We start from the raw sequence: 20,669 nt of genomic DNA, 5'->3' as shown, positions 1-20,669 counted from the left end.
CTCGGTCATCTGATCGGGAGCCACATAAACATGCCGTGACAGCGGCCTATCATTTGCTAGAATGCCTACCGTTAATCTCAATCAGGATGAGTTTGTTATGTCGTTATCTCTGTCTAAATTTTCTGCGTTAACGCTACTTTGCGTCGCGCTGGCCGGGTGCCAACAAACAGGAACGTCTGTCCACAAAGGAACGGTGGCAGGCCAGTCTTCAGCGGCCACGGTGTCTTCTAACGAGCAACTGAATCAATTGTCATCGCTGGTAGCGGCTACCCGTTATCTCAAATCGAAATGTAACCGCAGCGATCTCCCGGATGATGCGACGATTACCAATGTCGCGTTGACAGTGGCGAAACAAAGAGGTTGGAATGTCGCGAGCTATCAGGCTTTACCGCAGCGCAGTGAAAGCCTGTATCAAGGGTTATTAAAAGACAGCACACCAAAAGAAACGCAGTGTTCGGAATTTAATCGTACGCTGACGCCGTTTATTGATGCCTTGCGTAACCACGGCTAAGGCGCGGCGCTGCCACTTTCATCGTCGGCGGAACGTTCATCCTCATTGAATTTTCCGCCCGGCCAATCCTCTAGCGCCTCCAGAATAAACACCTTGCCCTCTACGCTGAAAATGGTCATATCTTGCTGAATTTGTTCGATGACCAACCCTTCTAATGGCGAATCGCCTTCACGGAATTGTAGGCCGTTGAGCGTGATACTGCGTTTGGCTTCATCTGATGTATAAACATGTGCGCTGTAGGTCAGCGGTGGAATCTCACCATTCTTGATGGCGGGCAGAGGCAGCATGGCCTTTTTCTCTGGGGCGGCTGGCGTATCGACATGAACCGCTTCTTGATGAGGGGGGGAAACCGTGAGTGCTGCCAGTGTTTGCCCTTCAGTCGCAGGGAGAGTCGCGGTTTGAGCAGCCAGTGCGGTCGTCGGCGATGTGGCGCTACCCCAGCGCTGGTGGCTGAACCAGCCGAGCGCGATAAAAAGTAAAGCATAAACAACCATCAGATAACCGGGCATCGGATATCTGGCAAGTAGCGCTGGTTGTGGGTGTGTCATTGCGTCCGGTGCGTTGTCCACGCGCTCATCCTTAATCATTTATCCCCGTCAATACTTCAAGCTACATGTGTTGGCAATATGTGGCTCATTCCTGAACCTCGTCCCCAATCACTGACTGATGTCAGCCCTTGGGGATTTGCTGCATCGTCGCCTGCAACTCGAATTATTTAGGGCGTACTTAGGCTGTGTAGCGTTACATCATAAACGAAAGTGGGTTGGGTATGCCTTATTTTGCAAAAAATAGGCGGCGTCAGAAAACGGAACCTCTCTATTATGTGATAGTCCCTCCATATTGATTAAAAATCATGATGATAATAATAATCACAAATGGAATCTTGATGCGGGTCGCAAAAAAAAATGTGTGGATTTGATTTAATGAAATCGCGTTTTACAATTGTGGGTGTTGCGTTTCTTTTTTAATAATTGGTAGCCGGTCAATGTGGAATATACGCATAAATAATGCGAGTTTCCGGAAGGCCGCAAGTATGGCAGGTAGAGTACCGTTTTATTTAACCCACCGTCCCCAACATTAAACGGACGATATTATTGTGTATGTTTTACCACAAATATGGTGTTGTCTTTTATCAATAAGGGAAAGCCCTACTGGCACGGGGGCTCGTGTCTGCACTCATGAACTGGAGTGGCGTCAGGCTTGTGCGTATCGCGTTGGAAAATCCATCGCACCGTGGAGAAATATGTTCTGGAGCCTGCCAGTGCGGGAAAACTCGATATCTCGCTGCCGTCGTTATCTTTTCTAAAAAATAATTTCACATTCCATCTGTAAACCCCTCTGCCCGATGTGTCCTGTGGTAGCGATCCTGCTGTAGGGGAAATATATCGGGTGACATAAAAAATACAGGAAATGCTATGACTGACTTTTTACCCCGTACTCGTCTTACGCTTTGCGCGACAGTAGTCTTGAGTGGTCTGATTGCCGGATGTAACGATAACAACTCAGCGCCGAATGTCGGAGTTGACCGTTCCGCCGCGCCACAAAATCTAAAAGTACCGACGCTGGCCTATGATGACAACAGCGTGGTGCTGGCCTGGGAAAAACCAACCAAACCGGCTGCCGGTATTAAGGATTACCGTGTCTATATGAACGGCACCTTGCTAGGTGGCACGATTGATAACCAGAACACGCATTCGCCCGCCAAGCCTTATATCGATAATTTTTACAATGCGATCGATACCGCCAACTGGCATGTGCGCGTCAGCTTCCATAATTTTAAGGTGACGAACTTGTCGCCGGAAACGGAATATCGCTTCACGGTGCGGGCGCTTTATGACGATGGTAAAGAATCCGTGGATAGTGAAACCGTTGTGCAGAAAACGACGGCGACACCAGCCTCACTGAATGTGACCAATTATGGTGCAAAAGGAGACGGTGTCGCCAATGACACACTGGCGATTCAGAAAGCGATTGATGATTGCACGCCAGCCGCCTACCCGAAAGGGTGTAAAGTTGTGGTTGATGGCGGCACATTTAAAACTGGCGCACTGTTTCTGCATAGCGATATGACGTTTGAAGTCACGAAAGGCGCTACGTTGCTAGGGTCAGAAAACGGTGACGATTATCCGCTCACTCGTGGCTATTATCTCTATCCGTACAGCTCGCCTAAATTACCGAAACGTCCACCTTCGCTGATTAACGTGCTGGAAGCGGATGATCAGGGCAGCAGCCACGCCGGTACGTTTAAAAATATTCGTATCGTCGGGCAGGGTACGATAGATGGAAACGGCTGGACGCGTGGCATCAAGGTCAGTGATACAAACATTACTGAAACTGATGAATTAAAGAACGAATTGCCGCTTTACCGGGCGAGCAAAGCGACCAATGTGGCCAATGACGGTATTCTGGCAAAAGACCAAACGGCAAAAGCCGTTGCAGAAGGAATGGCTCTGGATGAGGCGTATAAAAACCGACGCTCCAGTCTGATGACGCTACGCGGTGTGAGCAACTTGTATCTGGAAGGGCTGACGATTCTGAACCCGGCTTTCCACGGGGTAATGGTGCTGGAATCCGAAAATGTGGCGATGAATGCGCTGGCGCACACGACGTATGATGCCAATAATGCAGACGGCATTGAATTCGGCAATAGTCAAAACGTCATGGTATTCAATAACTTTTTTGATACTGGCGATGATAGCGTCAACTTTGCGGCAGGATACGGTGCTGAGGTGGCGACACGGGGGCAAAAAGCACAGAGCGGGGCGTGGATCTTCAATAACTACTTCCGTCGCGGCCATGGCGCGGTGGTTACGGGTAGCCATACCGGTGCCTGGATTGAAAAAATTGTTGCTGAAGATAACGTCATGTATAAGACGGATGTTGGCCTGCGTATGAAGAGCCGACCCTATTATGGTGGTGGCTCGCGTGACGTGGTATTCCGTAATAACGCGATGCGTGATATTGTCAACGAGCCGTTCGTTTTCACGGTAAAATATAAAGCAGACGTGAACGATACTCAGCCTGCTGGTGAACCTGCGCAGTTCCGTGATGTAACCGTTTCCAACGTCACGGTGGATGGTTCCGCGAAGAAAAACAGTATTATGGTCGATGGCATGACCGTCGCTGAGATGGCCGATGCCTATAAGTTCTCTTTTGGACGCGATGCTTATCACCAAGGATTGCATTTTGAGAATGTAAAATTCAAAAATGTAAAGGCCACGGACATTACGTTCCTGAAGGACAGTACATTTAAAAATGTCATTTTTGAGAATGTAGCGGGAGCCTGGAATTTCGATCATGTTGAAAATATCCGGCTCGAAGACCGTGTAAATAATGATGCCGCGCTGACGACTCGCGGTGATGAAACCCTCACCCGAGAAGCAGCAACGGAATAAGGCATTTGCCCCACGCCAACGGGCGTGGGGAGTATTATGGATGATTATCTATGGCACGATTGCAAGCTTTCAAAGAACCGTCTTTTCATTCGGTGGTTGCCACTTTCCGGTCACTGCCAGCCCCCCTAATCCGACGTATTGTGTTGGGGCTGATCCTGCTGCTGATTTGTCAGCAGTTGGCCGTACTGACTTGGCGTTTTCTTCGCCCTGAAGACCCACGTAACGTTGGCGTGTCGGTTGCACCAGCTCAAGCGAAAGAAAAGCCCGCAACGCGGGGAGATTTTACCTTGTTCGGCCATGCCCCCGATGCGGATGCAGCGGCGGTTAATGATGCCGCGTTATCTGGAGATATTCCGCTGACATCGTTAAATATCAGTCTGACTGGGGTTCTGGCGAGTGAAGATGCTAAGCGTTCGATTGCCATTATCGCTAAAGATAGTCGGCAATACAGTCGCAACGTCGGCGATGCCGTGCCGGGCTATGAAGCTAAAATTGTGACTATCTCTGCCGATCGTGTTGTGCTCCAGTATCAGGGGCGTTATGAGGCGCTGCACTTGTATCAGGAAGAAAATGTTACCGACACACCGTCGCCTTCTGGCGCATTGAGTCAGGCGAAAGAAGAAACACAGCATGATTCCTTCACGGCGCAGGACTACCTCACCATTTCTCCCGTCACGGAAGACGATGTCCTAAAGGGGTATCAGTTAACCCCAGGCAAAAACCCCGATCTTTTCTACCGTGTAGGCTTGCAGGATAACGATCTCGCAGTGTCATTAAACGGGATGGATTTACGCGATGCGGAGCAGGCAGAGCAGGCAATGTCGCAACTGGCAGGGATGAACAAATTTAATTTGACCGTCGAGCGTGATGGTCAACAGCAGGATATATATCTGGCACTGGATGGAGAGCACTAATTTGTTTAGCAAGGGACAGGGATTTTTTAAGCGTCAGGTTTTTGCAAAACATAAAAACCAATGGCTTGGTCAGGTACGCCGCAAGAGCATGCTATGGATTGGCGGAAGTGTTCTGCTGATGGCGTCATCGTTGGCGTGGAGCGCCGAATTCTCCGCCAGTTTTAAGGGTACGGATATTCAGGAATTCATTAATACCGTCAGTAAGAATTTGAATAAGACGGTCATTATCGATCCGTCGGTCAGCGGAACGATTACCGTACGCAGCTATGACATGATGAACGAAGAGCAGTATTACCAGTTCTTCCTGAGCGTGCTGGATGTTTATGGGTTCACCGTGATTCCGATGGATAACAACGTCCTGAAAATCATTCGTTCAAAGGATGCGAAATCGACGTCTATGCCGCTAGCGACTGACGATCAGCCGGGCATTGGCGATGAAGTGGTGACGCGCGTGGTGCCAGTGAATAACGTTGCAGCCCGCGATCTGGCTCCGCTGCTGCGCCAGTTGAACGACAACGCCGGTGCCGGGAGTGTGGTGCATTACGAACCGTCGAATGTGTTGTTGATGACGGGTCGCGCGGGTGTGATCAAACGGCTGATGACGATCGTCGAACGGGTTGATCAGACGGGCGATCGGAATGTGACCAGTATACCGCTGTCTTACGCTTCTTCGACGGAAGTGGTGAAGATGGTGAACGAGTTGAACAAGATGGATGAGAAATCCGCTTTGCCGGGGATGTTGACCGCAAATGTGGTGGCGGATGAACGAACCAACTCGGTGCTGGTGCGTGGGGAACCGAATTCCCGCCAGCGGGTAATTGATATGGTCAAACAGCTCGATCGTCAGCAGGCGGTGCAGGGCAATACCAAAGTGATCTACCTCAAATACGCCAAAGCTGCTGATTTGGTCGAAGTGCTCACTGGCGTCGGCGACAGCATTCAAACCGATCAGCAAAATGCGCTCCCCGCGCTGCGTAAAGACATTTCGATTAAGGCACATGAGCAAACCAATTCCCTGATTGTGAATGCCGCGCCTGACCTCATGCGCGATCTGGAGCAGGTGATCGCACAGTTGGATATCCGTCGTCCACAGGTCTTGGTCGAAGCAATCATTGCGGAAGTACAGGATGCCGACGGGATGAATCTGGGCGTTCAGTGGGCAAATAAAAATGCAGGAGCGACGCAGTTTACGAATACCGGATTACCGATCACGACAATGGTGGCGGGAGCAGAACAGTATCGGCGTGATGGGACGCTGAGTAATAATCCAGCATTGAGTGCACTGAGCAGCTTCAACGGCATTGCCGCCGGTTTCTATCAGGGAAACTGGAGCATGCTGATGACGGCGCTGTCCAGCAACAGCAAGAACGACATTCTGGCGACGCCGAGTATCGTCACGCTGGACAATATGGAAGCGACGTTTAACGTCGGTCAGGAAGTGCCAGTATTGGCCGGTTCACAGACGACATCCGGCGACAACGTTTTCCAAACGGTGGAGCGTAAAACGGTTGGTATCAAACTGAAGGTGAAGCCGCAAATTAACGAAGGTGACTCCGTTCTGCTGGAGATCGAACAGGAAGTCTCCAGCGTGGCAGATGCAGCCTCCAGCAGCAGCACCAATCTGGGGGCAACATTCAATACGCGTACCGTGAATAACGCGGTGTTGGTCAGCAGCGGCGAAACCGTGGTGGTGGGGGGCTTGCTGGATAAAAGTACCAATGAGTCGGCAAGTAAAGTGCCTCTGTTGGGAGATATTCCCGTTCTGGGACACCTGTTCCGTTCCAACAGTCAAGAGACGAAAAAGCGTAACCTGATGCTGTTTATCCGTCCTTCCATTATCCGCGATCGTAGTCAATACCAGAGCGCCTCTGCCAGTAAGTATCGCTCGTTCAGCGCTGAGGAAGATAAACAGCGGGATGTGAGTAACGGTGAAGGGGGGCTGTTGAGTAACGATTTGCTGCGCCTGCCGGAAGGCGGAAATGCCTATACGTTCCGTCAGGTTCAGTCCTCTATCGTGGCGTTTTATCCGGCGGGCGGGAAATGAGTGACGTTGCCTCCCAGATGATAGAATTACGTCCCATACTGCCTTTTGCCTATGCGCGATCGCAGCAAATTCTGTTGTTGCAGCGGGAAAATGACGCGAGTCTACAGACGATTTGCGTCGCGCAGACCCCCCCATCTGCCTTGTTGGAAGTGCGTCGGATTGCGGGCTGTTCGCTCAAAATTGAACGCGTGACGGAAGACGAGTTTGAGCGGCAATTAGTCGTTAGCTATCAGCGTGATTCGGAAGAAGCGCGCCGCCTGATGGAAGATATCGGCAATGAGATGGACTTTTATACGCTGGTGGAAGAGCTACCCGACAGCGATGATTTGCTCGATGCCGATGACGACGCGCCGATTATCCGTTTGATCAACGCGATGTTAACCGAAGCGATTAAGGATAAGGCGTCGGATATTCATATCGAAACGTATGAGCGCTATTTGCTGATCCGTTTCCGTGTCGACGGTGTACTGCGTGAGATCCTGCGTCCACAGCGTAAACTGGCGTCACTGCTGGTCTCGCGTATCAAGGTCATGGCGAAGCTGGATATTGCGGAAAAGCGTATCCCGCAGGATGGTCGTATGGCGTTGAGGGTAGGGGGACGGGCGATTGACGTGCGTGTCTCCACGTTGCCGTCCAACTACGGTGAACGTGTCGTGCTGCGTTTGCTGGATAAGAACAGCGTTAAGCTCGATCTTGAACTGCTGGGTATGTCGGAACGGAATCGGCAACTGCTGGACAGCCTGATCCATCGCCCCCACGGCATTATTCTGGTCACTGGCCCAACGGGATCGGGGAAAAGTACCACGCTTTACGCTGCGCTCAGTCGCCTGAATGCCTCGGAACGTAACATCATGACGGTGGAAGACCCCATCGAATATGAGCTGGAAGGCATCGGACAAACGCAGGTCAATACCAAGGTGGATATGACGTTTGCTCGCGGGCTGCGCGCTATTCTGCGTCAGGACCCGGATGTCGTGCTGGTAGGGGAAATTCGTGATGGTGAAACGGCACAGATTGCCGTGCAGGCCTCGCTGACCGGTCACCTCGTGCTATCCACACTGCATACTAATAGTGCGCTGGGCGCACTGTCTCGTCTGCAGGATATGGGCGTCGAGCCTTTCCTGCTATCAACCTCCCTGTTAGGCGTATTAGCACAGCGTCTGGTCAGAACGCTGTGTTCTGACTGTAGCCAGCCGCATCCGGTCGATGCAGTTCAGGCCGTACAGATGGGGATCGCGCCGGGTACGCTGCTGCATAACCCCGTGGGTTGCCCGCAGTGTAGCTATACCGGCTACCGGGGACGTATCGGCATTCATGAACTGGTATTGATCAATGACGATGTTCGCGCGGCGATCCACCGCAGTGACGGTGAAATGGCGATTGCGCAGATTCTGGGTGAGAGTCGAACCACCATCCGTCAGGATGGGGTGGATAAGGTACTGGCGGGGCTCACGACCTGGGAAGAAGTGATCCGCGTAACCAAAGAGGAATGATATGGCACAGTACCATTATCAGGCGCTGGATGCGCAGGGGAAAAAATGCCGTGGCACTCAGGAGGCCGACTCTGCCAGACAGGCGCGCCAGTTATTGCGCGAGCGCGGGCTGGTGCCGCTGTCGGTTGATGAAGGCCGCGGTGACCCGCAGAAGTCTGGCTCTACGGGGTTTTCCCTTCGCCGTAAAATTCGGATTAGTACCTCAGATTTAGCGCTGTTAACTCGCCAGTTGGCTACGCTGGTGGCAGCGTCGTTGCCACTTGAAGAAGCGCTGGATGCGGTCGCGAAACAGAGTGAAAAGCCGCATTTAAGCCAACTGATGGCGGCAGTGCGCAGTAAGGTTATGGAAGGTCACTCGTTGGCCGATGCCATGAAATGCTTTCCCGGCAGCTTTGAGCGATTATATTGCGCGATGGTCGCCGCAGGTGAAACCTCCGGTCACCTTGATGAAGTACTGAACCGGCTAGCAGACTACACCGAGCAACGCCAACAGATGCGTAGCCGCATACAGCAGGCCATGATCTATCCGTGCGTGCTAACCGTCGTGGCGATTGCCGTGGTCAGTATTTTGCTGTCTGTCGTGGTGCCGAAAGTTGTCGAGCAGTTTATTCACATGAAGCAGGCGCTGCCACTTTCTACCCGTGTGTTGATGGGGATAAGCGATGCGGTGCGCGCGTTTGGGCCGTGGGTGCTGCTGGCGCTGCTGGCAGCGTTTATGGCCTTTCGTGTGATGCTGCGACAGGAGAAGCGGCGTATTCGTTTTCATCAACGCCTACTGTATCTACCGCTGCTTGGGCGCATCGCTCGCGGCCTGAATACGGCACGCTACGCGCGAACGCTCAGTATTCTCAACGCCAGTGCGGTGCCGCTGTTGCAGGCGATGCGTATTAGCGGCGATGTGATGAGTAATGATTATGCCCGGCATCGGCTCGCGCTGGCGACGGATGCGGTACGTGAGGGCGTCAGCCTGCACAAAGCGCTGGAACAGACGGCGCTCTTTCCCCCCATGATGCGCCATATGATCGCCAGCGGTGAACGCAGCGGCGAGTTGGACAGCATGCTGGAACGAGCGGCGGATAATCAGGATCGGGAATTCAGTTCGCAGATGACGCTGGCGTTGGGGTTATTCGAGCCTCTGCTGGTGGTGAGTATGGCGGCGGTCGTGTTGTTTATCGTACTGGCGATTTTACAACCGATTCTGCAACTGAATACGTTAATGAGTTCGTAAGAGAACCAACAATTGAACGAGGAAAAGTAAGGATGCAACAGTCTCAGCGTAGTTATGGTCAGCATAGCGATGACCAGCGTGGTTTTACCCTGTTGGAAATTATGGTGGTGATCGTCATTCTTGGCGTACTGGCGAGTCTGGTCGTGCCCAATCTGATGGGAAATAAGGAAAAAGCGGATCGGCAAAAAGCCGTCAGCGATATTGTGTCTTTCGAAAGCGCACTCGACATGTACAAGTTGGATAATAACCGTTATCCGTCCACAGAGCAGGGGCTGAAAGCACTGGTGACGAAGCCGACGGTACAGCCGGAGCCGCGTAACTATCCAGCCGATGGCTATATTCGCCGCTTGCCGCAGGACCCGTGGGGCACGGAGTATCAACTACTGAACCCCGGTCAGCACGGCAAGCTGGATATCTTCTCCTTGGGGCCAGATGGTATGCCGGGAACGGAAGATGATATCGGCAACTGGAATGTGGATAAAAAATAAAGATATGGGGCGATATGCCGGTCTTTATGGGTGACTGTTGCAGATGGATTGTGGGTCGTGGCTATCGATGGCGGCGGGAAAAGGACGGCAAAGCGCAATGAAGCGGGCAACGAGGATACAGCAGGGGTTCACTCTGTTGGAAATGATGCTGGTCGTGTTACTGGCGGGCATCGCGGCTGGCATGGTGGTCATGGCGTTTCCACCCGAACGTCAGAATGACAGCGCGTGGCAGTTGGCTCGTTTTCAGGCTCAGTTGGAATTTGCCGCGGAAAACAGTCAGGTTAACGAATACATGCTGGGTGTTCGCATCTATCCCGATCGCTGGCAGTTTTATCAACTCCAGCGTCCTGCGGCATCGGAAGGGGCGTCCATCCCGAGCGGCGATCGCTGGCAGGGCTATGCGTGGCAGCCGTGGCAACCACATCGGGTAAAAGCATCGGCAGCGTTGCCTGAGGCATTACGGCTTGAGCTAGTACAGGCTGATGGGAAAAAGGTGGAGAAAACGCAGAGTGGCGACGACCCCGATATCTTGATTTTACCCGGCGGTGAAATCACGCCTTTCCGTCTGCTCGTTAAATCAGAAAACAAAGCGCTCTCGCATTGGCTTCAGGTAGATAGTGCTGGACGGTTTGTGACGTCGATGAGTCAGGGTCAGAAACGATGAGACGACAGAAAGGGATGACGCTGGTAGAAGTGCTGGTAGCGTTGAGCATTTTTGCGCTGGCGGGGATTGCCGTGTTGCAAACGACAGCCAGACAGGCGAGCAGCCTGAGCCGACTGGAGGAGAAGACGTTTGCAGGCTGGGTGGCGGAAAACCAGCAGGTGCAACTGCGTCTGGAACAGCGCTGGCCGGAAGCCGCGTGGGTGAGAGGTGAAACGCAGTTCGCGGGCATGCGTTGGCATTGGCGCTGGCAAGGCGTAGAGACTGGCGACCCTCAGACCAAAGCGCTGGATGTGGAAGTGCGTCGCAATAAAGATGCCTTTGCCGCCGATGCTTCGCTGCGTACCTATGTGGTGCAGCAATAATGTTTAGTAAAACAAGGGCAGATAGCCAAACAAGAAAGGTGCAAGTGCAAGAGATAGCACGGCAGAAACGCCAGCAGGGGTTTACGCTGCTGGAGATGATTATGGCGATTGCTATCTTTGCTGCGCTGAGCGTCAGTGCATTTCAGGTTCTGAATGGCGTGATGCGTAACGATGAAATTTCGCAGCGTAAGGCCGAGCGTTTGGCTGAAATCCAGCGCGCATTTTCACAAATGGACAGTGATTTCTCCCAGATGATCGCTCGTGGCAGTAGAGGAAGTACCTCGATATTTTACGCGGGTCGCGATCAGCTCAAAAGCGATGACTGGGGCGTCAGTTTTATGCGTTCTGGCTGGCAGAACCCCTTTGGCATACTGCCACGCTCTGAACTTCAGCCTGTGGCCTATCGGTTGCGGGAACACACACTGGAACGGTTAACGCATGTGACCCCTGACCCGATTGAGGGGATCGAGCCAGGGGTAAAACCGCTGCTCACGCAGGTCGATGGCTTTCGTCTGCGTTTTTTCAGCAATAAAACCTGGCGCGATCGCTGGGATAACAGTACGCAATTACCACAAGGGATCGAAGTGGTGCTGACCTTAAGGGATTACGGGGAAATGTCGCGTATGTTTTTGATTACCACGGTGCCAGTTAAATGAGGTCTCGTCAGCGTGGCGCGGCGCTGCTGGTGGTGCTCCTGATTCTGGCATTAATGGTGACGATTGCCGCGGTGATGACGGAACGCACAGGTAAAGCGTTTTTGCGCACCGAAAATCATTTAAGTCGTCAGCAGGCAAAATGGTATGCCTTGGGGGCGGAAACGCTAAGCGGGCAGATATTACTGCGCGACGCGCGGAATATGCCGGGGCGTACGTTTGCCGGACAGAACTGGTCGCAGTCCGGGCGTCGTTTCCCGGTGGACGGTGGGGAGATCATTGGTCAGATTAGCGATGCGCGTACCTGCTTTAATCTGAACGCGATCAATCAGGGTGTGGACGATGAAAGCACGCTGGTGAAGACGCCTTATCCGGCGCAGGTTTTCCGTTTGCTATTGAAAAATCTGGGTGAGGATGCGGATCGTGCAGAAAAAATCACTGCGGCGGTGCGTGACTGGATTGATACGGATAATTATCCGTCGGCGTACGGTGCAGAAGATGAACTCTACGCCACGCTGCCAGTACCTTATCGTACGGGCAATCAGGGAATGAGTGAAATCAGCGAATTACGTGCAGTTTATGGCATAGACAGCGATCTTTATCGTCGATTATTACCCTATGTTTGTGCGCTGCCGGTGGATGCGATGTCGATTAACATCAACACACTGACTGAATTTGATGCGCCGCTGTTATCCGCCTTATTCCTGAATGAAATGACGATGTCGCAGGCGCAGGCGCTGGTGCAGCAGCGGCCTCGTACGGGATGGGCGAGCCTTGAGGTTTTGCAACAAACCGGGTTATTGCCTCCGAATAGTAAAAATACCGCGCAACGCGTGCTGGCAGTGAAAAGTGAATGGTTCTTTGTAAACCTTCAGGTGCGTGTTGGCGACAGTGATTTTCATCAACGCAGCTTGCTTCATCTGAGTGGACAAAAGGTACAGGTCGTACAGCGGCAATATGGAGGATATAGGACGGTGAATCCATGAAGATAGCGGGAAAATGGAAGCAAAAAGCCGCAAAAATCCCGGCAAATCGAGGGGCGGTTGTGCGACATCCGTGTCTCATTGTGCGTCTTCCGGTAGAAGAGCAGGGTGAGATCGAATGGCAGGTGCGTTCATCGAATGGGGAAAGTTTGCTGAGCCAAGGGCTAGGTAGCATCGAGCGGGTTCGTGAGGCGTTGTCGGCCTATCCGTCCGTGACGTTTACTCGCGTGCTGGTTCCGGCAACGGATGTCACGTTTTATGCCTTGACGCTGCCTCGACAAGCTCGGCGTCAGTTGACGCAAGTTGTGCCATTTATGTTGGAAGATCAACTGGCTACGGAAATTGAAAAGCTGCATTTTGCCGTGCTGGACATGCATGGTGATGATGGTACGGTCGCCGTGGTAGAAAAAAAACGCATGCAGCGCTGGGTGGCGCAGTGTGATGCATTGGGGCTGAGTGTCGATACCTTATTGCCCGATGCCCGCGTATTGCCGAAACATCAGGATGGTTGGAGTGCGTTGCAGCATAATGATATGTGGCTGTTTCGCCAGCCGACGGGCCATGCCATGGCGGCGGAATCCTCTTGGTGTGGTGATTTACTGAAGGCATCTATGCCGCTGCCTGCCATATACGGCTACAGCGCTGCATCGGTCAGCGGTGAGCTGTCGCAGTATGAATGGCAAGAGGAGGGCGAGTGGAGGGCGCAGCCTGAAACGGATCTCTTCACGCTGGCGGCAACGACGCCGTTGCCCGCCTCGGTCGATCTGCGGCAAGGCGACTATGCGCCAGAGAAAGCCTGGCAAAACACCCTGCTGCCGTGGCGCGGCGTCGGGATCGCTTTTGCCTGTTACCTTCTGCTGCTTATGGCGGATGCGGGGTGGGCGCATTATCAACTCTATCAACAGGCTGAGCATTGGCGGCAGGAAAGCGTTCGCGTCTATCGACAAATTTTCCCTTCCGAGACGAATGTTGTTAATCCGCGAGTTCAGATGCAGCAGCATCTGCAACGTACGGCGGCCGGAGGCGCAGGGAAAGGGCTACTGGATCAATTGGATCCTTTGCAGCAACTCATGACGCAAAATAGCGCAATCAACATTCAATCGCTGTCCTACGACGGTTCAGCCGGTGAATTGCGACTGGCGTTGCAGGGCTCGTCGTATCAGGAACTTGAGCAGTTTCAGCAGCAGGCAGCGGCCTATTATCAGGTTCAGGCCGGAGAGATGCGACAGGAGAACGATCGGGTTGAAGGCCGGTTAACCTTAAGGAGCCAGCAATGAACGAATTACGGCAACGCTGGCAAGTGATGAGTCAGCGTGAGCGTCAACTGATGGTCGTGTGTGCGGCAGTTCTCCTGTTCTGTCTGGCGTATTACATGATTTTTCAGCCCTGGCAACAGCGGGAAGAACAGTGGGAACGTACGATCTCCCGTGAGCAACAGACGGTCAGTTGGATGCAGAAACAGGCATCGTCAATTCCACAGGGAAATCAGGCGCAGGGGGAGGATAGCCAGCGGGATGTCAGCCTGCCGATGTTGATTTCGCAAAGCACCAAGCGCTACGGGCTGAGCATCGTACGTTTGCAGCCGCAGGGCAATCAGGCGTCGGTGACGCTGGCTCAGAGTGATTTCACCAGCCTGCTGCGCTGGCTTAGCGAGCTGGAACGGCAAAACGGCGTGAAAGTGCTGTCGCTGGATGTGAATGCCGTAGAGCACAGCCCGGGAATGGTGGATGTCACCCGACTGATGTTGGAACGGGCGGATGACGCTTAAGTCCGGCACTGGCGCGAGTGTCGTACGGGGACTGTTCCACTCTGCACCTTGAAGCATGACGGGTATATACCGCTTCTTTATCAATAATCAGGGACTAACGTGGACGATTTACGTGAATTCGCGCAGGTGTTTCCGGCATGGTGGTATGGTGCGCTGGGCGTATTGGGATTGATTGTTGGCAGTTTTCTGAACGTAGTGATTTACCGTCTGCCGATTATGTTGGAACGGCGCTGGAGACAGGATATTGATCGGCCAACGGGCATGACCGATGGCGGGCAGGCTACGCGCTACAACCTGTGGTGGCCACCGTCATCTTGCCCGCACTGTCAGCAGGCTATTGCCGTTAAGGATAACATTCCGCTATTCAGTTGGTTGTGGCTGTGTGGGCGCTCTCGCTGCTGCCATCAGCCAGTGTCTGTGCAGTATCCGTTGGTGGAAGTCATCACCATGCTGGCTTTTTTGATGGCGGGGTTGCTATGGCTGCCCGGTATGGCGTTGTGCGGCGCGTTGATTCTGCTGTCCTTTCTGATCGTGCTGACCGTTATTGATATAAAAACGCTGCTGCTACCGGATGTGCTCACGCTGTCGCTCTTGTGGATAGGGCTACTGTTTAATCTGTCGGAGACGTTTGTTCCATTACATGATGCCGTGGTCGGTGCGATGGTTGGCTATTTGTCCCTGTGGTTACTTTACTGGGCATTCAAATACGCCACGGGCAAAGAGGCGCTGGGATACGGTGACTTTAAGTTATTGGGCGCACTGGGGGCCTGGCTGGGCTGGCAAGCATTACCGAATCTGGTTTTGGTGGCGGCGCTGAGCGGCCTGATCGTGACTCTTATTTGGCGTGGGGTGCGTAAAGAGGATACCGCTAAACCGCTGGCTTTTGGCCCCTGGCTGGCAATTGGCGGCGCGTTTAGCGCGATGATGAATGGGTTCGCTCTGTAGAGTAGGGAAAAGAGGCCCGGTGTCATCGTTCAAAAGGTGAGTGACGAGCATAAAAATAGGCTGAGGGTTATGCACCATCAGCCTTTTTTATCTCTGTGCCCTTCAGCGAATAAAGCGTTATCGGGCAAATGACCGGTTATTCTACCATCAGCATAAAGGTACTCACCCAAACGACTAAACAGAATGAGATACCCATAAAAAAATACTTCACCGATTTATTCTCCAGCAGAAACCACGCCAGCAACGATCCCGATTGTGCGTTTTATTATGGAAGGAAATAATCACGCAGCCGGCTCTATCGCCGAAGGGTAATTTTTCCCGTTGTCATCACCAGAATCACACTAGTTATGACGGGATCGGCGCTCAATCTACGCCGAGTGAGGGGGGGAATTCAAGAGGTCCAGAAACTATATTTTCAAAATAGCATTAAAAAGCGTTGAGGCGTCTCAGAGACTGGAAAAAACGGGAGAATGCCGATGAGAACTGCCGCTCATTCCCCCGATTTTTGACGATGTTATCGTCCGGTTAACGCCTATTAATCGTAGCGTGACGATGCTTGTTGCGTGCCCAGCAGCAAGCCCATTATTGAGGCCGCGGAGCTATGCTCTCCACCCCATCGCTGGTGCGACATGTTTCAGAATCGCCTCGATAACATGCACGTTGTAATCAACACCCAATTGATTCGGCACCGTTAGCAATAGCGTATCCGCTTCGGCAATCGCGTCATCCTGTTTTAACTGCTGGATGAGCGCTTCCGGCTCGGCGGCATAGCTACGCCCGAAAATTGCGCGCGTTTTCTCATCAAGGAAACCTACCTTGTCGCTATCGTTACCGCCGCCGCCGAAATAGGCGCGATCGCGATGCTCCATTAATGCAAAAATACTCCGACTGACAGAAACGCGTGGCGTGCGTGTATGCCCAGCTTCAGCCCATGCTGCGCGGTACGCGCGGATTTGCTGTGCTTGTTGGATATGAAAAGGCTCACCGGTTTCATCATCCTTTAACGTTGAGCTTTGCAGATTCATGCCCAGTTTCGCGGCCCATACTGCCGTGGCATTCGATCCCGCTCCCCACCAGATTCGTTCACGTAAGCCATCGGAGTAGGGTTCCAGACGCAAAAGCCCCGGTGGATTCGGGAACATGGGTTGCGGATTCGGTTTTGCAAACCCTTCGCCACGTAGCACATCCAGCAGCACCTCGGTATGGTGACGTGCCATATCGGCTTCCGATTCCCCTTCTGTAGGCTGATAGCCAAAGTAACGCCAGCCGTCAATTACCTGTTCAGGAGAACCGCGGCTGATGCCGAGTTGCAGACGTCCCCCAGAGATCAAATCGGCGGCACCGGCGTTTTCTGCCATGTACAACGGATTTTCGTAGCGCATGTCGATGACGCCAGTGCCAATCTCAATACTTTTGGTTTTCGCTCCAATTGCGGCCAACAGTGGGAAAGGCGAACCTAACTGACGCGCAAAATGGTGTACCCTGAAATAGGCACCGTCAGCGCCCAGTTCCTCCGCGGCGACAGCAAGATCGATGGATTGCAGCAAGGCATCCGCCGCTGAACGTGTACCAGACTGCTGTGACGGCGACCAGTGGCCGAATGATAAAAAGCCGATCTTCTTCATAGGGTATTGATCCTTATATTCAGGCAAACAGTTAGCACGTTCGCCCTGTACAGTAATCTGCTACAAATTCAGTAATGGAATCACTCTACGTGATTAATAGTGAGAATAAATACCATTTTTTTAACGTAATAATTCAGTTTATCTGACCCATTATCCGCTTCTTTCTCGCTATCATATTGATGCCGAGTATATGCATGGCCATCATGCAGGCTGTCCGACGTGAAACCGGCTGCTGACAAACTATCTTTTAGCCCCTGAAGGGCCGGGTTTTCTGGTGAGTAAAGGATTGGTCTCTCTGTTTTAGTGGCGGAATGGGAGGTAAATCGGTCAACGATGATGAATTCTGCTATGATTGCGGCATATCTGCGTCGCTCTTTGGCTCGGCGTCACCTTTCGTTATCTCGTTCTTAGTAGAGTAATCACTGTGAGTACAACCTCTTTTTCTTCCCTCGCACTGCCAGCAGAGCAGTTATCCAATCTTAATGAACTAGGCTATACCGACATGACGCCAGTCCAGGCGGCGACGCTGCCAGCCGTTCTGAGCGGCGCAGACGTGCGAGCCAAGGCGAAAACGGGGAGCGGTAAAACGGCGGCATTCGGCATTGGGCTGTTAGATCGTATTGTGGTGGGGAACTTTACCACGCAGGCGTTGGTGTTGTGTCCAACGCGTGAACTGGCCGATCAGGTCAGCAAAGAGTTACGCCGTTTGGCGCGTTTTGCGCAAAATATTAAGATTCTTACGCTGTGCGGCGGTCAGCCGATGGGACAGCAGCTTGATTCGCTGGTTCACGCACCGCATATCGTCGTCGGAACGCCTGGTCGTATTCAGGATCATTTGCGCAAGCAGTCACTGTCTTTGGATAGCCTGAAAGTGCTGGTGCTGGATGAAGCGGATCGCATGCTGGACATGGGCTTCACCGATGCGATTGACGATGTGATTTCCTATACGCCATCCGACCGCCAAACCCTGCTATTTTCCGCCACGTATCCTGAAGAGATCGAACAGATTAGCGCGCGTGTCCAGCGTCAGCCGCAACGTTTCGAGATTGCAGATGATGGGGACGAGCCCGCTATTGAACAGCGTTTCTACGAGACGACAAAAGAGCAACGCCTGCCACTGTTGATCGCCATTCTGGGGCATTATCAGCCGGCGTCCTGTGTGGTGTTTTGTAACACGAAGCGTGATTGTCAGAGTGTGTTTGACGCGCTGGACACGCGTGGGATTAGCGTATTGGCGCTGCATGGCGATCTGGAACAGCGCGATCGCGATCAGGTGCTGGTACGTTTTGCTAATCGTAGCTGTCGCGTGCTAGTGGCAACCGATGTTGCAGCGCGCGGCCTCGATATCAAAGAACTCGAGCTGGTCGTGAATTTCGAACTGGCTTTTGATCCTGAAGTTCACGTTCACCGTATTGGCAGAACCGGTCGTGCAGGTATGCAAGGTCTGGCTGTGAGCCTGTGTACGCCACAGGAAATGAACCGTGCTAATCTGATTGAAGATTATCTCGGTATGCGCATTAAATGGACATCGGCGGATACCCTTGGCCGCACGGGTGAGGTGGCGCTCGAACCTGAGATGATGACGCTGTGTATTGATGGCGGCAGAAAAGCGAAAATCCGCCCTGGAGACATCCTCGGCGCGTTAACCGGCGATGCAGGATTAACAGCGGCAGACGTCGGGAAAATCGATATGTTTCCAATGCATGCTTATGTTGCTATCCGTAAAGCCAGCGCGAAACGTGCGTTGCAGCAGCTTCAGAAAGGCAAAATTAAAGGAAAAAGCTGTAAAGCAAGATTGTTAAAGTAACCGGCGGCTGATATACCAGACAGGGTAAGGGGCGCTAGGTAACAGACAGGAGTGTTAAGGGCGGATGCAGACAACAGAAATCGATCTGCGGCTGACGGAAGTGAGCCAGAAGCTAACAATGGTGCTGGTTCCGGGATTGCGAGATAGCGATGACGAACACTGGCAAAGCCATTGGGAACGGCGTTTTCCGCACTGGCGTCGTATACGCCAGCGGGAATGGTATCAGGCCGATCTGGATCGCTGGGTGTTGGCGATCCGTCGTGAGCTCAGCGTCTGTACACAGCCTGTGGTTCTGATCGGCCATAGCTTTGGGGCATTGGCTTCTTGTCATGTGGTGCAGCAAGGTCTTGAAGGGATCGCTGGTGTGATGCTGGTGGCGCCTGCTGAACCCATGCGCTTTGAGATCGACGATCGTATTCAGGCTACGCCGTTGCCGGTTCCGACGCTGACATTTGCCAGTCATAACGATCCATTAATGAGCTTCACTCGCGCCCAATACTGGGCGCAGGCATGGAATAGCGAACTGATTGATGTAGGCGAGGCAGGACATATTAATGCAGAAGCAGGATTTGGCCCGTGGGAATATGGCCTGACAAGATTAGCAGAGCTTTCAGAAACACTCATTGCTAGTCGTTAATAGGCCAATTTTCTATCAAGAAGCGATGGGACATTATTAAGATAACGTTTTAATGCCAGGGCAATCAATTTATATGTCTTGGCATCTCTTATCCCATTAAGACGGCTCCTCCTCACTGCCCGAGCCATGTAACATTTCCTGAATCTGCTGATAAACCTCTGCGGCAGATAAATTGCTATAGGATGTTTTGCTCTCGAAATGTAATACCTGTTCGCCACCAGAGCTATGAAGCGCCGCCATGAGTGCCAGGTCTTCTTGCGTGATACGCTGTCCTGTAAAGGCATCAAACATTTCAGAATTGCCATCCGGGTATTTAATCACGGAAATTAGCTTACCGTTGTACAGTGGAATGCCCGTCGTTGCCAGAGAGTACTCGGCAGCGGCTTTCTGCTGCGCCTTGATTTGCTCAGGTTCTGGGATATCGTTCTCTGTGGCGGTTCGTTTCTTTTGCGATGACAGTGTAACTTTGGTGCTCTCGTTCGAACCCGGCATATCTTGAGAATCGGAGTTTGTCGATGTTTCAGTTTTATTCCCTGGGCTGATGGCTGCAACGACAGTCGGGTTGGCAGCCGCACCAATAGGTGGCATAGTCGCAGGGGTCGTCGTACTCACGAGTTGAATGTCTGGAATCACCACAATATAACTCCTTCTTATATCTATTTAATGCTGGTAATGGTTTTTACCAGTGAGTTACTTCAGTGTGTTAAAAACCACATGCATTAATGCCGCAATCATTGAATTAAGGCCACCAACACTAGCAAGTTAATTATCTTTCCTAAAAGAGACATCAATTTGCTGAGTGTAATTTCCTGCAATTCAACCTCATGACATTAACAAAATGGTTCATTCAGAACACGGTTAATGTAAAACAGTATTTATGCCAAACGCGAATTATACAAAATGCAATGCATTAAAAAACACCCTATCAGAAAAGGTATCGGCTATTTTTTTTGCTTCATTAATACCCAAAAGGTATAAGATTTAACTTTTTGATTACCAATTGTGCGAAGTTATGTGACTAAATCTCTCAATTTTTGAAAAGAATAATATTATCATGGTATTAACATGATTTGGAGCGACGGCTTATCACGTATGTGCTCTACACATGCGGAGTAACGCGATACACTGTTTTCCTTGTTTTTTCCCCCTGTA

At 52.1% G+C, this 20,669-nt stretch carries 20 protein-coding genes; 16 read left to right on the top strand and 4 right to left on the bottom strand.

Annotated elements, in window-relative coordinates; translation table 11 throughout:
* Positions 1-97 precede the first annotated feature (97 nt).
* Positions 98-511 (top strand): type II secretion system pilot lipoprotein GspS, encoded by a 414-nt coding sequence (gspS, locus tag OI69_RS03140; protein WP_039346043.1) that lies wholly within the window; start codon positions 98-100, stop codon positions 509-511.
* Here gspS and gspB read toward each other — a convergent pair.
* On the bottom strand, positions 508-1,080 hold the full coding sequence (gspB, locus tag OI69_RS03135; protein ID WP_039346256.1) for a type II secretion system assembly factor GspB: 573 nt from the start codon (positions 1,078-1,080) through the stop codon (positions 508-510). The genes gspS and gspB overlap by 4 nt on opposite strands.
* Before the next feature lie 846 nt (positions 1,081-1,926).
* Between gspB and OI69_RS03130 the strand changes: the two genes are divergently transcribed.
* From OI69_RS03130 to OI69_RS03070, 13 genes are all read left to right on the top strand, one after another.
* Entirely contained in the window at positions 1,927-3,906 is a 1,980-nt protein-coding gene (locus OI69_RS03130) for a glycosyl hydrolase family 28 protein (protein WP_039346040.1), read from the top strand.
* Between the two features lie 50 nt (positions 3,907-3,956).
* Entirely contained in the window at positions 3,957-4,820 is an 864-nt protein-coding gene (gene gspC / locus OI69_RS03125) for a type II secretion system protein GspC (protein ID WP_039346037.1), read from the top strand.
* Positions 4,821-4,908: 88 nt separating this feature from the next.
* Positions 4,909-6,864: a type II secretion system secretin GspD gene (gene gspD / locus OI69_RS03120; RefSeq protein WP_039346249.1), complete on the top strand. Its 1,956-nt coding sequence runs from the start codon at positions 4,909-4,911 to the stop codon at positions 6,862-6,864.
* Positions 6,861-8,357, top strand: coding sequence for a type II secretion system ATPase GspE (gene gspE / locus OI69_RS03115; protein WP_039346034.1), 1,497 nt, complete (start codon positions 6,861-6,863; stop codon positions 8,355-8,357). The genes gspD and gspE overlap by 4 nt, the downstream gene beginning before the upstream one ends.
* 1 nt (position 8,358) lies before the next feature.
* Entirely contained in the window at positions 8,359-9,585 is a 1,227-nt protein-coding gene (gspF, locus tag OI69_RS03110) for a type II secretion system inner membrane protein GspF (RefSeq protein ID WP_039346031.1), read from the top strand.
* Between the two features lie 32 nt (positions 9,586-9,617).
* Positions 9,618-10,073 carry a type II secretion system major pseudopilin GspG gene (gene gspG, locus OI69_RS03105; protein ID WP_052198291.1) on the top strand — a complete coding sequence of 152 codons (456 nt, stop codon included), beginning with the start codon at positions 9,618-9,620 and terminating at the stop codon, positions 10,071-10,073.
* Between the two features lie 97 nt (positions 10,074-10,170).
* Positions 10,171-10,737 carry a type II secretion system minor pseudopilin GspH gene (gene gspH, locus OI69_RS03100; RefSeq protein WP_039346244.1) on the top strand — a complete coding sequence of 189 codons (567 nt, stop codon included), beginning with the start codon at positions 10,171-10,173 and terminating at the stop codon, positions 10,735-10,737.
* Positions 10,734-11,099 (top strand): type II secretion system minor pseudopilin GspI, encoded by a 366-nt coding sequence (gene gspI, locus OI69_RS03095; protein WP_039346028.1) that lies wholly within the window; start codon positions 10,734-10,736, stop codon positions 11,097-11,099. The genes gspH and gspI overlap by 4 nt, the downstream gene beginning before the upstream one ends.
* Entirely contained in the window at positions 11,099-11,755 is a 657-nt protein-coding gene (gene gspJ, locus OI69_RS03090) for a type II secretion system minor pseudopilin GspJ (RefSeq protein ID WP_072034252.1), read from the top strand. The genes gspI and gspJ overlap by 1 nt, the downstream gene beginning before the upstream one ends.
* A complete protein-coding gene (gene gspK, locus OI69_RS03085) occupies positions 11,752-12,738 on the top strand; it encodes a type II secretion system minor pseudopilin GspK (RefSeq protein ID WP_039346026.1) in 987 nt (328 codons plus the stop codon). The genes gspJ and gspK overlap by 4 nt, the downstream gene beginning before the upstream one ends.
* On the top strand, positions 12,735-14,012 hold the full coding sequence (gene gspL / locus OI69_RS03080) for a type II secretion system protein GspL (protein WP_039346024.1): 1,278 nt from the start codon (positions 12,735-12,737) through the stop codon (positions 14,010-14,012). The genes gspK and gspL overlap by 4 nt, the downstream gene beginning before the upstream one ends.
* Positions 14,009-14,503 (top strand): type II secretion system protein GspM, encoded by a 495-nt coding sequence (gspM, locus tag OI69_RS03075; RefSeq protein WP_039346021.1) that lies wholly within the window; start codon positions 14,009-14,011, stop codon positions 14,501-14,503. Before gspL ends, gspM begins: the two co-directional genes overlap by 4 nt.
* A 99-nt stretch (positions 14,504-14,602) precedes the next feature.
* Positions 14,603-15,448, top strand: coding sequence for a prepilin peptidase (locus tag OI69_RS03070; RefSeq protein WP_039346015.1), 846 nt, complete (start codon positions 14,603-14,605; stop codon positions 15,446-15,448).
* Positions 15,449-15,584: 136 nt separating this feature from the next.
* Here the strand turns inward: OI69_RS03070 and ypdK are convergent, their stop codons facing one another.
* Together ypdK and OI69_RS03065 are read right to left on the bottom strand one after the other, a co-directional pair.
* The gene (gene ypdK, locus OI69_RS19775; protein ID WP_099606229.1) at positions 15,585-15,659 is read right to left on the bottom strand and encodes a membrane protein YpdK; all 75 of its coding nucleotides are present in this window, start codon (positions 15,657-15,659) and stop codon (positions 15,585-15,587) included.
* A 388-nt stretch (positions 15,660-16,047) separates the two neighbouring features.
* Positions 16,048-17,073 carry an LLM class flavin-dependent oxidoreductase gene (locus tag OI69_RS03065; RefSeq protein WP_039346013.1) on the bottom strand — a complete coding sequence of 342 codons (1,026 nt, stop codon included), beginning with the start codon at positions 17,071-17,073 and terminating at the stop codon, positions 16,048-16,050.
* A 424-nt stretch (positions 17,074-17,497) separates the two neighbouring features.
* Here OI69_RS03065 and dbpA point away from each other — a divergent pair, with 424 nt between their 5' ends.
* Entirely contained in the window at positions 17,498-18,880 is a 1,383-nt protein-coding gene (gene dbpA / locus OI69_RS03060) for an ATP-dependent RNA helicase DbpA (protein ID WP_039346011.1), read from the top strand.
* A 64-nt stretch (positions 18,881-18,944) separates the two neighbouring features.
* The gene (locus tag OI69_RS03055) at positions 18,945-19,517 is read left to right on the top strand and encodes an alpha/beta hydrolase (protein ID WP_039346009.1); all 573 of its coding nucleotides are present in this window, start codon (positions 18,945-18,947) and stop codon (positions 19,515-19,517) included.
* 96 nt (positions 19,518-19,613) lie between these two features.
* Here OI69_RS03055 and OI69_RS03050 read toward each other — a convergent pair whose 3' ends face one another.
* The gene (locus OI69_RS03050) at positions 19,614-20,153 is read right to left on the bottom strand and encodes a hypothetical protein (protein WP_039346007.1); all 540 of its coding nucleotides are present in this window, start codon (positions 20,151-20,153) and stop codon (positions 19,614-19,616) included.
* Between the last annotated feature and the right edge of the window lie 516 nt (positions 20,154-20,669).

It is taken from the genome of Pectobacterium fontis, from assembly GCF_000803215.1.
In the GTDB taxonomy this organism is placed as follows: Bacteria; Pseudomonadota; Gammaproteobacteria; order Enterobacterales; family Enterobacteriaceae; genus Pectobacterium; species Pectobacterium fontis.
This window is presented reverse-complemented; position numbering and strand designations above follow the sequence as displayed.

Bases quoted from the DNA above. Each gene is read 5' to 3' on its own strand.
- gspK (WP_039346026.1), top strand. From the start codon at position 11,752: ATGAGGTCTCGTCAGCGTGGCGCGGCGCTGCTGGTGGTGCTCCTGATT.
- OI69_RS03065 (WP_039346013.1), bottom strand. From the start codon at position 17,073: ATGAAGAAGATCGGCTTTTTATCATTCGGCCACTGGTCGCCGTCACAG.
- gspF (WP_039346031.1), top strand. From the start codon at position 8,359: ATGGCACAGTACCATTATCAGGCGCTGGATGCGCAGGGGAAAAAATGC.
- gspD (WP_039346249.1), top strand. From the start codon at position 4,909: ATGCTATGGATTGGCGGAAGTGTTCTGCTGATGGCGTCATCGTTGGCG.
- OI69_RS03055 (WP_039346009.1), top strand. From the start codon at position 18,945: ATGCAGACAACAGAAATCGATCTGCGGCTGACGGAAGTGAGCCAGAAG.
- gspM (WP_039346021.1), top strand. From the start codon at position 14,009: ATGAACGAATTACGGCAACGCTGGCAAGTGATGAGTCAGCGTGAGCGT.
- OI69_RS03130 (WP_039346040.1), top strand. From the start codon at position 1,927: ATGACTGACTTTTTACCCCGTACTCGTCTTACGCTTTGCGCGACAGTA.
- gspL (WP_039346024.1), top strand. From the start codon at position 12,735: ATGAAGATAGCGGGAAAATGGAAGCAAAAAGCCGCAAAAATCCCGGCA.
- gspE (WP_039346034.1), top strand. From the start codon at position 6,861: ATGAGTGACGTTGCCTCCCAGATGATAGAATTACGTCCCATACTGCCT.
- gspG (WP_052198291.1), top strand. From the start codon at position 9,618: ATGCAACAGTCTCAGCGTAGTTATGGTCAGCATAGCGATGACCAGCGT.
- gspJ (WP_072034252.1), top strand. From the start codon at position 11,099: ATGTTTAGTAAAACAAGGGCAGATAGCCAAACAAGAAAGGTGCAAGTG.
- gspS (WP_039346043.1), top strand. From the start codon at position 98: ATGTCGTTATCTCTGTCTAAATTTTCTGCGTTAACGCTACTTTGCGTC.
- gspI (WP_039346028.1), top strand. From the start codon at position 10,734: ATGAGACGACAGAAAGGGATGACGCTGGTAGAAGTGCTGGTAGCGTTG.
- gspC (WP_039346037.1), top strand. From the start codon at position 3,957: ATGGCACGATTGCAAGCTTTCAAAGAACCGTCTTTTCATTCGGTGGTT.
- gspH (WP_039346244.1), top strand. From the start codon at position 10,171: ATGAAGCGGGCAACGAGGATACAGCAGGGGTTCACTCTGTTGGAAATG.